Origin of the sequence: Alcaligenes sp. Me129, assembly GCF_050487245.1 — a bacterium.
Taxonomy (GTDB): Bacteria; Pseudomonadota; Gammaproteobacteria; order Burkholderiales; family Burkholderiaceae_B; genus Alcaligenes; species Alcaligenes phenolicus.
This window is the reverse complement of the sequence record NZ_JBKQGX010000005.1, coordinates 60,689-74,291: the sequence shown is the minus strand read 5'-3', so window position 1 is coordinate 74,291 and position 13,603 is coordinate 60,689. Positions and strand designations below refer to the sequence as shown.

Sequence of the window (13,603 nt, the reverse complement as noted above, 5' to 3'; positions counted from 1 at the left end):
CCTATGCTGAGCGGGCCGGGCAAGAGCTGGAAGCAGGATGTCATACCTGCTCAAAAAACCGGAGCAGCTCAGTGGTAAGAACCACCCCCCGCTTGTATGCCCAGGAGTCTGGAAGGGGGGCGGTGTGCAGCGCCCGGTTTATTGATGCCGGGGCTATGCAAGCAGTGGCTTACTGGTTCACATACCAGATGGCCTTGGTTTGCTGGTACTGATCCAGGGCTTCCATTCCCTTGTCTTTGCCGCCAAAACCGGACAGTTTGAAGCCGCCAAAGGGCGCGGTGATATCACCTTCGGAAAAGCCATTTACCGAAACGGTGCCTGCCTTGATTTTGCGCGAGACACGCTGCGCCCGCCGTACATCAAGCGTGTAGAGGGAGGCGGCCAGGCCATATTGGGTATCGTTTGCCAAGGCGATGGCTTGCTCTTCTGTCTCGAAGGTCGTGATGGCCAGAACGGGGCCGAACACTTCCTCCTGGAACAGGCGGTCTTCCGGGGTGATGTGATCGAAGATGGTGGGCTCGATATACCAACCACTGCCCAGGTCACTGTGAATGCGCCCCCCATGAACCAACTTGGCGTTTTTGCCGGGGTTCTGCAGAAAGCTGGCCACTTTTTCAAAGTGCGCTTGTTCTACCATCGGCCCGATAGACACATCCGGGTCCGTAGGCAGACCTACTTTCCAGGAGCTTAGCCCCTGTTTGAGTTTTTGCAGTAGCGTATCTTTCAGGCTGCTGTGTACGATCAGGCGGGAGCCGCAGCTGCAGTTTTCGCTCATGTTCCAGAATGCGGCCGCCAGGATGGACGGAACTGCTTCGTCCAGCAGGGCATCCTCAAAAACGACCTGGGGGCTTTTCCCGCCGCATTCCAGCACGACCTCCTTCAGATTGCTTTCTGCGGAATACTTCAGAAACAGGCGACCCACTTCGGTGGAGCCGGTAAACGACACAATGTCCACGTCCCCGTGCCGGCCCAAAGGCTCTCCGACTTCCTCGCCTGTGCCTGTGATCAGGATCAGGGCTCCTGCGGGAACGCCTGCCTGATGTGCCAGCTGTGTCATGCGGTAGGCGCTCAGGCTGGTTAGCTCGGACGGTTTCACAATGACCGAGTTGCCGCACACCAGCGCAGGGGCAACTTTCCAGGCGTACATTTGAGCCGGGAAATTCCAGGGCAGGACGGCCGCCACCACACCAATGGGCTCCTTGGTGATCAAACCCAGTGCGTCGGAGCCGGTTGGGGAAATTCGACCAAAGCATTTATCGGCCGTCTCTGCATACCAGCTGAAGGTATCGATGGTGGCGGGCATGTCGGTATTCAGACATTCGGTGATGGGCTTGCCTGCGTCCACACAATCAAGTGCGGCCAGTTCCTCGGCGTGTTGCTCCAGCAAGGCCACCCATTTGAGCATGATTTTTTTGCGTTCTGCCGGAGACAACTCAGACCATTCGCCGGACTCAAAGCTTGTGCGCGCGGCAGCGACCGCTGCTTGTACATCCGAGGCTTGGCCGGCAGCGATTTTGCCAATTACGGCCAGGTCGATAGGGCTGACGTTATCGAGCAGGGCCGAAGCCGTGGTTTGATAGCCAGGAATCAAATGGGAAGCGTGCAGCTTTCCGGTGCGGGCCAACTCAAAGACAGTCTCTTGTTGCGTGGGCATTCAAGCCTCCTGTTCTACTTGATAAGCGTTGATCTGGGCCAGGAAGTCATCTCGTTCCTGCGCGTCGACTGGCAGCAGAGGCAAGCGTACCGAACCGACATCAATGCCGTGACGCACGCAGCCCAGTTTGGCTTTCTGGTTGTAGTTGCCCGACTCCATGGCGGCAATGGCGGGCAACATGGCAGCCATCATGCGACGTACCGTGTCCCAGTCTTCTTGCTCGGCGGCTTTCAGCATTTGGACCTGCTCGGCCGGAAACACATTGGCTCCGCCACTGATCCAGCTGCGCACGCCCCAGAACAGGAAATCGGCCGCCTGGTCATCGCAGCCGCAAACAACCTGGAAGTCGGGCAGATTGGCATTGACCATGGCAACCACCCGGCTGAAGTTGCCGCTGCTCTCCTTGATGCCCACAATGTTCTTGACCTTGGCCAGTTCGTAAACGGATTCAAGCTCGATCTGGATGCCAATGCGTGCCGGGAAGTTGTACATGACGATGGGCAGTTCAGTGGCCGCGGCGACCTCCTTGAAATACGCCACCACTTCATTCTGGCCGGGCAGGCTGTAAGGGGTGGGAGAGAGCATCAGTGCCTCATACCCTAGCTCTTCCGCTTCACGGATTCGGCTGATGGCTTCGGCAGGTGACATGGAGTTCACGCCGGCAATCAGTGTTGTGCGGCCACGGCCAGTTCTGGCAACAATCTCCAGCACGCGGCGACGCTCCTGTGCACTGAGCGCGTAGTATTCGCCTGTGGTTCCACAAGCCACGATACCGCCTACTCCGGCTTCAATAAAACACTCAACCAGACGCTCCAGCGCAGCTTCGTTTAACTGGTTGTTGGCGTCAAAGGGGGTAACGATGGGAACGAGGATTCCGTTCAGATTCATGATGTCTCCAGATTATTAATAGTTGATCTATCGGTTTATTCAATGACTTTGCGGGTGAAGGCGCTGAGGTAGGCCATCAGCGTCTCGGAGCCCTGCAAGGCCTGTTCGGGGTTTCCATCCTGGATGCCTTCGGCCAGGGTCAAATGAGCTTGGGCTCCGGCCTCCAGGTCCCCTTCATATTGATAGGCGTACCAGAACCGTCGGCACTGAACGATCATGGGAGTGACCGCTTGCACAGCAAAGGTGTTGCGACAGGCCTGGTGGATGACTTCGTCCAGATGCTGGTCGGCCAGCATGTAGGCGTCGATATCCTTGGCGTCGGCAGCATCCACCATGGCCTGGGCGTGACCGAGCAAGGCGCTGCGCTGGGCTGGAGTCGCCCAGCGAGCGGCGCCCTGCACAATCAGGCGCTCCAGGACACGGCGCGTTTCAATCAGAGTCAGATGTTCAGCCACACGGATTTCACTGACACGCAGGCCGCGGCGGGGCTGTTGCTCGATCAATCCCAAGGCCACCATGCGCATCAGGGCTTCACGCAAGGGGGTGCGTCCCAAACCTGTCATTTCCACCAGATCACTTTCTACAATGGCCTGACCAGGCTCCAGTTTGAGAGTGGCAATTAACTGCTCAATCGCTTGATAGGCGATTTCAGCGGCACGAGAAGAGGGGGTGGGGGCGCTACTCACGGAGACTCCAATATAAAAATTGCGTTAAAAGCCGGATACTTGCTGGGGTAGCCAGGTGGCAATCGCCGGAAACAGGGCGACGATCAGCAAGGTCAGCAATTGAGCAAGAATAAACGGCACTACACCTCGACAAACTTGTCCGTAGGTCATGTCTTTCGGGGCAATGGACAGCAGGTAGAAAATGGATGAGGCCAGGGGCGGTGTCAGATAGCTGGTCTGAATGACAACGATCACCATCACGCCAAACCATAAGGGGTCCAGCCCGGTAGCCACAATAAAGGGCAGGAAAAGCGGAACGCAAATCAGCACGTTCGCTGTCCAGTCCAGTACAAAGCCCAGCAGAAAGACGATGCCCAGGAACAGAATGATCGTACCTGTACTGCCCAGTCCCAAGTCGCTGGTCAGCATCTGTACCAGCTTGGCACCACCATTGGCCGCGAAGGCGCCGGTAAACATGGTGCCTCCCGCCACGATCAGCATGATCATTGCCGTAATGCGTACCGTGATTCGCAAGGCCCCACTGAAAACTTCCCAGTTGAACTGACGGTAGAAGATGCACAGAACAGCGGCGGCAGCAGCGCCCAAGGCGGCGGCCTCGGTGGGTGATGCGATGCCTTTCATCAAGGAACCCAGAACAGCGATGATCAGCAGCATCATGGGAACCAGACCACGCATCGTGATACTGATTTTTTCTCCCAAAGGTCGGCGCATATCCTCGTCATCTGCCCGTGGGCCCAGCTCCGGCTTGAGCGTGGTGGCGATCAGGATGTAAGCCACAAAGAGCGTGGTCATCAACAGGCCCGGAAAGAGCATGGCAGCAAACAGCTCGCCAACCGGAACCTGTGCCAGAGAGGCATAGACGACTGCGACCACCGAGGGAGGAATCATGGTGCCCAGGGAACCCCCGGCGCAGATCGTGCCCGCGATCAGTGAGTTGTTGTAGCGAAAGCGCTTCATGGCCGGGATGGCCATCAGCCCCACCATGATTTCTACCGCGCCAACCACGCCTGCTGCAGCGGCAAAGGTCGCCGCCATGGCGATGGTGGCAATGGCCAGCCCGCCTGGCAGGCCGCCCAGCCATAACTGCATGGTGCGAAACAGGCGTGCGGCAATGCCCGAGCGCTCCAGCAGGGCTCCCATCAGCACAAACATGGGAATCGCTGACAGGATATGGTTGGTGGCCGCTCCATACAAAGCACCATACATCTGGTCAAAGACCATGGGGCCAAAGGCGTACCAACCGGCCAGAAAAGCGGGCAGGATCAGCGCAAAAGCCACAGGCATGCCCTGAAAAATCAGCAGGAACAGAGCAGGGAACATCAGTCCGGCGATCCATAAATTCATGGGCTCACCTCGACGTCAGCAGTGTTCTGTTCTTTGACCGCACAGCGCAAGCCATGGGCCAGCAGTTGCAAGGTAAAGGCGATCAGGCCAATGGCAATGCAGGCGTAGAAGGGCCACATCACCGGCGCCCAGGGGCTAACCATTTCGACTTCGTTCAGCTTCCAGGCCATCCAGGCTTTCTGTATCCCGACTTTGCTCAAGATGGCAAACAGCGGAAACAGCACCAGCAGGTACAGGAGCACGTCAGACATACGGGCCAGGGACTTGGGCAAGTGCTTGCGAACCACATCAATACTGATGTGTTCGTTCTGACGCATCACCCAGGCCATGCCCAGCAGAAAAATAGCCCCATTCATCATGTACGCCACATCAAAGGCCCAGACGGTGGGGGCATGCAGAACATAACGGGCAAAGACTTCCCATACCATGGCGGTGACCAGGATTGCCGCCGCCATTTCCGCCAGCCGAGCGCTTGCAAGAGCGATAAAGTCGATCAGTTTTGAAATAGGCTGCAGCATGGCAGCTCTCCTTCAGAAAGTGGGACTTAGTCTCGGATCAGGTAATTGCTTTCACTGCGCCAACGGTTCAGGAATCCGTCGTAATCAGTCAGCAAATTCTTCATGTAGTCGTTGCCCGATTGCGCTTGCGCTTCGGCTTTCTTGTGTACCCAATCATTGCCGGCATCCGCCAATTGCTTGATGAAGGCCGGGTCCAGAGTGATGACTTCATTGCGACCCTGGCGGTACTTCTCCATGGCTTTGATGTCGGCGTTGTAGAAGTAGTCCAGGGATTGGTGGGTGGTCAGTTCAGCAGCGGCCTCGATCAGTTGCTGCAAATCGGCCGGCACTTTATCCCAGGTTTCCTGCTTCAGGACGACTTCCCACATAAAGGTGGGCTGATGCACACCAGGGACCACAATGTATTTGGCGGCCTGATGAAAACCTTCGGGGGTATTGGAGGAGGGGGTAGCCCATTCCACCGCATCGACCCCTTTGCGCTGCAACAGGGTGTACGTGTCGCCGGGTGGCACCACGGTGGGAACGGCACCGAAATAGTCTTTCATTACGTCCGCCCAGGCACCGGAAGTGCGATATTTCAGGCCTTTCAAGTCCTCTGCAGTTCGGATGGGGGTGTTGGAGTGGGCCAGCACTTCCGTCGAACCCAAACCGACAATCATGGTTTTGAGACCGTTTTTGGAACGCAGCTCCTGCAGTTTTTCCTTGCCGCCGCCTTCATACAGCCAGACGCGATAAGCATCAGGTCCCATGCCACCGGGGTAGCCAGCAAAAATGGCATTGGCCGGGTCCTGGTTGACCAGGTAGCTGGAGGTGGAGTGCCCCGCCTCTACCACGCCGGTCTCTACCGCTTCAAAAACTTTAAGGGCGGGAACAATAACACCTGCTCCAAAGGGCTGAATCTCGACACGATCCCCCGTCATGAGCTTCACGTTCTTTGCAAAACGCTCCAGAAAATTCTGATAAAACGGGGAGCCTTCGGGTACGGAAGTTGGTACGCGCCAACTGATTTCGGCCGCTTGCGCCGAGGCCATGCTGCTCAGCAGAAACAGGCCGGCCAGGGTGGATGCAACAAGTTTGGATTTCATGTTTGTCTCCGGTGGGTTTTTTTATAGTCCAGCTCCGTCGCAGGCTGGCGGCCAGCGTCAAAGCATGGGATGGATCTTAATATTTTCTAAATATATTAACAACATATTTAGATTGGGGTTTGTCCTAGAAAGCGCCGGAGGTGGCTTGTTGATTGGGTTTCGGTGTTCGTTTTGGATGGTGGAAGGACAGGGTAAGGGCGTTCCAGACCTGGTTTTGACGCGGATTTTCAGCGGTGAAATCATTCGTGATGCGGATTTTTTCATGCTTGTTTGAAGCACTGCGGGGCAGCCTTGTTGAGCTGTTTCAATCCTTTCGTCCCCGCGGTCTAGCTGGTACACTTTGCGACTGCTTTTTTAGAAGCGCACGGCGGCAGGACAGGGTCTTTGGACCGTTCTTTTGCTGTAGCACTTTCGGTAGCAGCAGGCAGGAAAATAGCTGGTTGTTTACAAACAAGAGAGGGCGTCGAATCTACTCTTGCGTGTTGTAAAGCCTGGATTCCTGCGGTGCATGTAGTGTCTGGCCCGCCTGGGCCCACTGCGCAGACAAGCCACCGGGCCCATAGTTAAATGGATATAACTTTCCCCTCCTAAGGGAAGATTGCAGGTTCGATTCCTGCTGGGCCCGCCATTCTTATGCATAACGCCTGCCCGGCTTCATGGTCCTGAAGGCTCGTTCTGATAGGCCGAGCTTTGATATCCCACTTGATGATTAGCATCCTGTGCTTTTTGCGCAGGGCTGTTCGTGCCCGCTCGTTTTCTTTTTTCGAGCCAGCCCTGTTTTGAGCAACAAGGCTGGCTTGAGCACCTGACTAATCGTTCATGATGACAATTCAAGAGTCATGCGCGCTATGGAATGCGGGAGGCGCTAATGGAACGGTCGATTGTCAAAACCCGGAGATGAGCTTCTGGGGTTCTGTTGCTGTCCCCATGCTTTGCCGGGATTTCTTGTTGAGGACAGATAGTCATCTACATTTCCGGTCCAGAGCTTGAATCCCAGACAACTTTTCCATTTGTCTTGTTGATAAAGCCAGTGAGTTTGGCAAACGGAGCAGCGAAACAGGCTCTGTGCTCCCTGGTCTCCATAGTCCTCTGTTTTAGTGACGCGTTCCATATAAGCATGCTTAGGTGTATGCGCTTTGGAAAGCGGCAGAGTCTGGCACAAAATACACATGGTTTTATGGTCAATCTTGCCCACTTCTTGCTCCTTTTTAAATAAAGGCTATGGGAAATAGCGTGTTTTAAAAAAAGACAGCAATGTACTTTCTACAAAAACTATCAAACTGAAAGCAAGATAGTCAGCCCGCATCTTACAAATCTTGTTGGGGCTTGGGTAGTGTCAGCTGTAAAAGGATATTTCGTTCGCAAATACCCGTAAAAAAAACAGAGGAGTTCTTGGCTATCCTTGCATCAGACAAGGGGATAAGGCTGGGTCAAATCGTTTGGCTGGCTTGTCGTCGGTGTGACTCAAGTCGGTGGCAGGAAAATCAGGTGTGTCCTTGATCGAGCTCTGTTTGAGTTTTGCCCAGTTTCGTTTTTATTTGAAATATATGAGGCGGGCTCCCGACTAAACTGCTTTTATTTATAAGGAATTTGCCATGAAAAACGACAAGCGTTCCTTGGAAAAAGATCCGTTTTCCTCCTCTGCGTGCAGGCAGGAGGAGCCACCCGTGGTCAAGCCTTGCAAGCCAGATTCTGTAGACAGTTTGTTTGACTGCTTTGCCAAGACCGTGACCCGCTTTGCGGGCTCGCCCATCATGTTCTCTGTTGCTGTTTTAGCCGTGCTGGTCTGGGCCTTGTCGGGTCCTTATTTCAATTATTCGGAGACCTGGCAGTTAATTATCAATACCGGAACCACGATTATTACTTTCTTGATGGTGTTTTTAATTCAGCAAAATCAGAATAAAGATAGCAAGGCACTGCATATAAAACTTGATGAGCTGATTATTTCACTGACCGATGCCAATGAGCGCTTGATTGATGTTGAGGAGCTGGATGAAAAGCAGCTCAAGAAATTGGAGGCCTATTATTCCTCCATCGCGTTGAAAGCACGCCGACGTCTGGACGGCGATACATAAAGATAAAAGGGCCTTGCGGCCCTTTTTTTTACAGCATCTTGTTGCGTTGCTGCTCGGCCCGCGAGGCCCCGATCGGCGTTTCGACTTGCTTTTGCTCTTCTGGCGGGGGCAGCACGGCAGGAAATCCCAAGGATTGAATCCACAGCTCGCGAGACCATCCCTGGGTATGGTACAGGTGATGGCCCTCATCGGGAGCGACGGCGTCATGAGCCTGTTTGAGTAAAGTCGCCAGTTTCTTGTCTTTGCTCTGCTCGCCAACCAAGCCAATCAACTGCCAATTCAGATGGTCTTTGGTTTCGGCCAGAATGACACATTCGGATGCGACCAGCTCTGCCGCTTTCGGATCCCCTGCCTGTTTGGCCAACCCCATGGCCTTGACCAGTGCAGAGGCGATCTGTTTCAGTACTTGTCGGCCGGGTGTTTGTTTGGCGGGGTCCAGTGCCAGCTCCTCAAAGATACTTTTCAGCACCTGTTGGTGTGTCAGTGTTTCTTCCAGGTAGCCTTCCCATTCTTTTTTCAGGTCCGCGTTATTGGCACAGGAAATGGCTGCTTTATAGACTTGCTCCCCACCCAATTCAGTTTCCAGGGCTTGATACAAGAGTTCATGCAGCTGTTCGGTGTTGGCTTTATGTAATGTCATTGTTCGCTCCAGTCCAGAGGTTGAGGGTTGGAACTGACACCATAAATGCTGCGGGGCGTACAGATTATGCGATTTGATGAGGAGTGATACGGGCTGTGAATGGCGTAAGGCTTGGGTAACAATATTGCCCGATCGGGTTTGAAAAGGGTTATTGGAGCTGCCCTGCAAACCGTCTGCTTGCCTGTGGTAGGATTGTGCGCTTTATTGCAGCTTCGATGCGGGCTGAGGGCCTGTGCATCGGATTTGCCACTCCATTTTTGAACGCATCGTCTCGTCCGGCTGAATCTCTTTCAGTGCCAGGCTGATGCACCGCAGCAGGGTAGTCATGACACTCCAGGGTTGGAAACGCCGCGTTTTTTACGTGGGTTTGTTCGAGTTTTTTGCCATTGTTTTTTCTTCTTTCTTGCTGGCGTACTTTGCCGGTGGGGAGGCTTCAGAGTCCGCGCCCATTGCTGTGGCGATCTCGGTGATTGCGATTGTCTGGAACTACGTGTTCAACACGGCGTTCGAACATTGGGAATCCCGCCAAGCTGTCAAAGGCCGCAGTTTGTTGCGCCGCAGTGTGCATGCCATCAGCTTTGAGGCTGGCCTGGTGATTGCTATCGTGCCTTTGTATATGTGGTGGTATCAGGTCGGCTTGCTGGAAGCCTTGCGTATGGAAGTAGCCATTCTGGTGTTCTTTCTGATTTATTCCTTTATTTTCAGCTGGACCTTTGACCGGGTATTCGGTTTGCCGGCCAGTGCGGCTTGACCCCGTCGTCCAAGAAAAAGCCGCGTAATGCGGCTTTTTTTGTTTCTGCTGGATTGGCTTTATCACTGCACCTGAGCTTCCCGCCGCGCCTGACAGATACGGGCGTGGTGTACGTCTGCCCACTTCACCAGTTCTCGCATAGGTACCAGAAAAGACTGCCCCAATTCGGTGAGCGTGTATTCCACGCGGGGCGGTACTTCGGCGTACAAGGTTCGTTGTACAAATCCATCAGTTTCCAGCCGCTTGAGTGTGCGTGAGAGCATTTGACGGGAAATATCGCCGATTTCCCGGCCCAGCTCATTAAAGCGCAGGGTGCCCGGTGCCAGCGATTCCAGGATCAGCAGGCTCCATTGGTCGCCAATCCGATCCAGTACATCCCGGATGGGACAGGGTTGCTCAAATTCTTCCTGTATGGGGCTGGAAGCCAGTGTGGCTGCGCTTGATGAGGACATGGCGGCTTGCTTTCCTGTGTTCAATAGTCACTTCCGTGTGACCTGGTATGGCCTGCGTGACTTCTTGTGGACGGTCAAAAAACTGTCTAGCATCACGCTTAATGGTCTACTTTCTAGACCAGGTCTTTATTTGAGCACACAAGGAGCTGTTATGTCTCGTATTGCATTGATAGGTGCTTCTGGCGAAGTCGGTTCGCGCCTTTTGAAAGAACTCTCGGATCGCGGTCATACGGTGACAGCGATTGCTCGCCATACTGAAAAAATTGCCAGCCTGCCCAATGTCACCGCGGTTCAGGGCGATGTGAATGATCTGGATGGTTTGATTGCGCTATTGAAAGGGCACGATATTGCAATTAGCGCGGTTCGTTTTGCGTCGTCAGATCCTTCCAAGCTGATTACGGCGGTTCGTGCGGCCGGTGTGCCGCGTTATCTGGTGGTAGGCGGTGCCGCCAGCCTTGAAGTGGCCCCCGGTCAGCGATTGATTGATCAGCCTGCTTTCCCGGATGCTTACCGGACCGAGGCCTTGGGTGGCATCGCCTTTCTGGATCAGTTGCGTCAGGAAAAAGAACTGGATTGGACTTTCCTGTCGCCCTCGGCAGAGTTTGGCCCCGGCCAGCGCACAGGCAAATTCCGTATCGGCAAAGACAGCCTTTTGGTCTCCGACCAAGGCAGCAAGATTTCTTATGAGGATTACGCCATCGCTTTGGTGGACGAGATTGAACGTCCTGCCCATTCGCGTCAGCGCTTCACCGTAGGTTATTGAATAGGGAGTGGGACTGATGAAAGGTTTAATCCGATGGGTATCTCCAGTTTTATTAGCGGGCTCTTTCTTGTTGAGCACAAATGCAGCGTTGGCTGCCAATTCGCTGACTCGTGATGTGGCTCAGGAAGAGAGCAATCGCAAGCTGGTGGTCGATTTTTACGACAGCTTCTTTAATAAGCATCAGGTGCAGGAAGCGGCGGCGGTCGTAGCTGAGGACTATATCCAGCACAACCCGGAGGTGCCGGACGGAAAAGCGCCTTTTGTGGGGTATTTTGATGGCTATTTCAAAGATAACCCGCAGTCTCGCGCACGGATTGTGCGTAGTGCCGCAGACGGCGATCTGGTTTATCTGCATGTGCATTCGACCAATGGCAAGGCCGATCGCGGGCAGGCTGTGATGGATATTTTCCGGGTGCAAGACGGCAAGATTGTGGAGCACTGGGATGTGATTCAGGCCGTGCCAGAGCAGGCGGCCAATAGCAATACCATGTTCTAAGCTCACTATTCGGGCAACCCGTTCTTTACCACCGATACGGCAGCAGCCTTGCGCGGCGCCGTAAGGGGGCGAGACTTTGCCCCGTTATAACCAGGACTTATGCTTACGCCAAATAAAAGACCCGCCAGCCATGGCGGGTCTTTTTGATAAGGGGGGTAAGCGGAGTTCTTCTTTGGGCAACCGTTTGTGTTGTTGCTTGGTGAAGTTTCGATTGCGAGTTGTCTAAGCCGCCTGCATCTTGATCTTGGCTTCGCGAATCGGCAGGTTGACGATGGCCGCCAGTACGGCCAAGACAATATCAGCCCACCACATCCAGCTGTAGTCACCAAAGCGGGTCAAGGCGATCCCCCCCAGCCATGCGCCCAGAAAGCCGCCGATCTGGTGCGAGAACAAGGCCAGACCAAACAGGGTTGCCAGATAGCGCGTGCCAAACAGCTTGGCGACGATATTGGCGGTAGGGGGCACGGTAGCCAGCCAGGTCAGCCCCAGGCCGATGGCAAAGATGTAAAACACCAGATCGGTTTTAGGCATCATCAAGTACCACAGGATCAGCACGGCGCGCGAGGCATACATCAGGGCCAGCACGTACTTGCTGCGCCAGCGGGCAATGCAGGAACCGGCGGCAATACTGCCAAAGATATTGGCCAGGCCGATCAAGGCCAGCGACCAGCTTGCTACCGAAGGTGGCAGCCCGCACAAGTCAATTTCCCCCGGTAAGTGGGTGACTAGAAAAGCAATGTGAAAACCGCAGGTGAAAAAGCCCAGACTCAGCAGCAAGTAGCTGCGATCCTTCATGGCGCTTTTCAGTGTCTCGGCCAGACCGGGACCGCTGACAACAGGAGCTGGGGTGGCTGCGGCTTTTTCGGGCTTGCTGCCCGGACTTAGCTTGCGAATCAGAGGCAGGGTCAGCAGGGCGGTCAGGGCCAGAACCCAAAAGGTCGACATCCAGCCGACCCAGCCGATCAGCTTTTGCACCACGGGGGCAAAGACGAACTGCCCGAAGGAGCCGCCGGCATTGATCAGGCCCGAGGCCTGACCGCGGGCGTGATCCGGAATACGTTGGGCGGCAGCGCCAATCAAGGTGGAGAAACTGGCCGCGCCCGAACCAATATTGGCCAGCAGGCCCAGCGTCAGGGTCAGCCCTAGCCCGGTACCAATAAACGGCGTTACCGCACAGCCCAGTGCCAGAATCAGAAGGCCCGCGATCAGAACCCGGTCCGGGCCCCAGCGGTCGGAGCAGGCACCGGCAATAGGCTGGATGGCCCCCCAGGCAAGTTGGCCCACGGCCATGGCAAAGCTGATGGACATGATGCCCATGCCGGTTGCCTTATCAATGGGGCCAACGAACAGGCCAAAGGATTGGCGTATCCCCATGGTAACCATCAGGATGCCAGCAGCCGCCAAAGTCACCGTCATGACGGCGGGCTGGCGCAAGGATTGAAACATGGGGTCCCCTCTTATTATTCAGGTTTGAATTATCTGGCGAAATGTCACACAGGTGCAATCTCCTGCTTTTGTGAAGAGCGATGGAGCGGACAGTGTTGTAATCCGCTGCTATCCAGTTCCAGTTCCAGTTCCAGGAGGAGGAGGAGGAGGAGGAGGTGGTGGTGGTGGAGGTGGCTGCGCGTGGCAGGAAGTGCAGGGAGCAGAACCAGGCTGTTTATTATGGCGTTTGAGGGTTCAAACAAGCGCGAGACATAAAAAAAGACGGGCTGACAGCGCCGTCTTTTTATACCTGCCGCTAAGTAAGATCAGCCTTTTTCCAGACCGGCCTGCACTGGGCGCGCGCCCAGTTTGTCGATTAGAACCTGGGGATTGATACCCAGCAAATAGCCGCGTCGGCCACCATTGATGTAAATGGTGTCGAACTCCAGCAGCTCTTCCTCCAGCCATACAGGCATGGCCTTGCGAGTGGCAAAGGGCGAGGTGCCGCCAACCATATAGCCCGAATGGCGTTGAGCCACATCCGGTTTACAGGGGGCGATCTTTTTCGCGCCGGTTTGGCGGGCCAGATTTTTGGTGGAGACTTCACGGTCGCCGTGCATCACGATAATCAGGGGCTTGGCGCTTTCATCTTCCATGATCAGGGTCTTGGCCACCCGGTGCAGGTCCAGACCCAGCTGGGCTGCCGCTTCCATGGCCCCGCCATGATCGACATAGTTGTAACTATGCTCGGTAAAGGAAATGCCATTTTTACGTAGCCACTGTGTGGCCGGTGTTTCGCTAACGTGTTTTTCTTTAGCCATATCTT

At 54.9% G+C, this 13,603-nt stretch carries 15 protein-coding genes and 1 tRNA gene; 6 read left to right on the top strand and 10 right to left on the bottom strand.

Annotation, left to right across the window (positions count from 1 at the left end):
* Window positions 1–169 precede the first annotated feature (169 nt).
* From ACLPGZ_RS07145 to dctP, 6 genes are read right to left on the bottom strand one after another with little or no spacing between them, the layout of a single operon-like run.
* Window positions 170–1,654 (bottom strand): aldehyde dehydrogenase, encoded by a 1,485-nt coding sequence (locus tag ACLPGZ_RS07145; RefSeq protein WP_088450989.1) that lies wholly within the window; start codon window positions 1,652–1,654, stop codon window positions 170–172.
* Window positions 1,655–2,542, bottom strand: coding sequence for a 4-hydroxy-tetrahydrodipicolinate synthase (gene dapA, locus ACLPGZ_RS07140; RefSeq protein ID WP_035271009.1), 888 nt, complete (start codon window positions 2,540–2,542; stop codon window positions 1,655–1,657).
* Window positions 2,543–2,577: 35 nt separating this feature from the next.
* Window positions 2,578–3,228 carry a GntR family transcriptional regulator gene (locus tag ACLPGZ_RS07135; protein WP_035271006.1) on the bottom strand — a complete coding sequence of 217 codons (651 nt, stop codon included), beginning with the start codon at window positions 3,226–3,228 and terminating at the stop codon, window positions 2,578–2,580.
* 24 nt (window positions 3,229–3,252) lie between these two features.
* Window positions 3,253–4,572: a TRAP transporter large permease gene (locus ACLPGZ_RS07130; RefSeq protein WP_045930984.1), complete on the bottom strand. Its 1,320-nt coding sequence runs from the start codon at window positions 4,570–4,572 to the stop codon at window positions 3,253–3,255.
* Entirely contained in the window at window positions 4,569–5,090 is a 522-nt protein-coding gene (locus ACLPGZ_RS07125; RefSeq protein WP_009461299.1) for a TRAP transporter small permease subunit, read from the bottom strand. The genes ACLPGZ_RS07130 and ACLPGZ_RS07125 overlap by 4 nt, the downstream gene beginning before the upstream one ends.
* Window positions 5,091–5,116: 26 nt before the next feature.
* On the bottom strand, window positions 5,117–6,175 hold the full coding sequence (gene dctP / locus ACLPGZ_RS07120) for a TRAP transporter substrate-binding protein DctP (RefSeq protein WP_035271004.1): 1,059 nt from the start codon (window positions 6,173–6,175) through the stop codon (window positions 5,117–5,119).
* Here dctP and ACLPGZ_RS07115 point away from each other — a divergent pair.
* The 3 genes from ACLPGZ_RS07115 to ACLPGZ_RS07105 all read left to right on the top strand — a co-directional run bounded on the left by ACLPGZ_RS07115 (window position 6,174) and on the right by ACLPGZ_RS07105 (window position 8,250).
* Window positions 6,174–6,449: a hypothetical protein gene (locus tag ACLPGZ_RS07115; RefSeq protein ID WP_239055186.1), complete on the top strand. Its 276-nt coding sequence runs from the start codon at window positions 6,174–6,176 to the stop codon at window positions 6,447–6,449. The genes dctP and ACLPGZ_RS07115 overlap by 2 nt on opposite strands.
* Before the next feature lie 279 nt (window positions 6,450–6,728).
* Window positions 6,729–6,803 (top strand) — tRNA-Arg (locus tag ACLPGZ_RS07110).
* A 967-nt stretch (window positions 6,804–7,770) separates the two neighbouring features.
* Entirely contained in the window at window positions 7,771–8,250 is a 480-nt protein-coding gene (locus tag ACLPGZ_RS07105; protein WP_026485221.1) for a low affinity iron permease family protein, read from the top strand.
* Window positions 8,251–8,278: 28 nt separating this feature from the next.
* Here the strand turns inward: ACLPGZ_RS07105 and ACLPGZ_RS07100 are convergent, their stop codons facing one another.
* Window positions 8,279–8,890 (bottom strand): hypothetical protein, encoded by a 612-nt coding sequence (locus ACLPGZ_RS07100; protein ID WP_035270998.1) that lies wholly within the window; start codon window positions 8,888–8,890, stop codon window positions 8,279–8,281.
* A gap of 325 nt (window positions 8,891–9,215) precedes the next feature.
* On the opposite strand from ACLPGZ_RS07100, the gene ACLPGZ_RS07095 reads away from it, so the two are divergent.
* Window positions 9,216–9,641 (top strand): PACE efflux transporter, encoded by a 426-nt coding sequence (locus ACLPGZ_RS07095; protein WP_009461311.1) that lies wholly within the window; start codon window positions 9,216–9,218, stop codon window positions 9,639–9,641.
* A 62-nt stretch (window positions 9,642–9,703) separates the two neighbouring features.
* Here ACLPGZ_RS07095 and ACLPGZ_RS07090 read toward each other — a convergent pair whose 3' ends face one another.
* Entirely contained in the window at window positions 9,704–10,093 is a 390-nt protein-coding gene (locus ACLPGZ_RS07090; protein ID WP_203145041.1) for a winged helix-turn-helix transcriptional regulator, read from the bottom strand.
* Between the two features lie 151 nt (window positions 10,094–10,244).
* On the opposite strand from ACLPGZ_RS07090, the gene ACLPGZ_RS07085 reads away from it, so the two are divergent.
* Both ACLPGZ_RS07085 and ACLPGZ_RS07080 read left to right on the top strand, forming a co-directional pair.
* On the top strand, window positions 10,245–10,856 hold the full coding sequence (locus tag ACLPGZ_RS07085) for an NAD(P)-dependent oxidoreductase (protein WP_009461315.1): 612 nt from the start codon (window positions 10,245–10,247) through the stop codon (window positions 10,854–10,856).
* 16 nt (window positions 10,857–10,872) lie between these two features.
* A complete protein-coding gene (locus ACLPGZ_RS07080; protein ID WP_239055188.1) occupies window positions 10,873–11,352 on the top strand; it encodes a nuclear transport factor 2 family protein in 480 nt (159 codons plus the stop codon).
* A gap of 222 nt (window positions 11,353–11,574) precedes the next feature.
* Here the strand turns inward: ACLPGZ_RS07080 and ACLPGZ_RS07075 are convergent, their stop codons facing one another.
* On the bottom strand, window positions 11,575–12,798 hold the full coding sequence (locus tag ACLPGZ_RS07075) for an MFS transporter (RefSeq protein ID WP_060185640.1): 1,224 nt from the start codon (window positions 12,796–12,798) through the stop codon (window positions 11,575–11,577).
* Window positions 12,799–13,103: 305 nt separating this feature from the next.
* Window positions 13,104–13,598 (bottom strand): Cys-tRNA(Pro) deacylase, encoded by a 495-nt coding sequence (ybaK, locus tag ACLPGZ_RS07070; RefSeq protein WP_035270993.1) that lies wholly within the window; start codon window positions 13,596–13,598, stop codon window positions 13,104–13,106.
* Window positions 13,599–13,603: the final 5 nt, after the last annotated feature.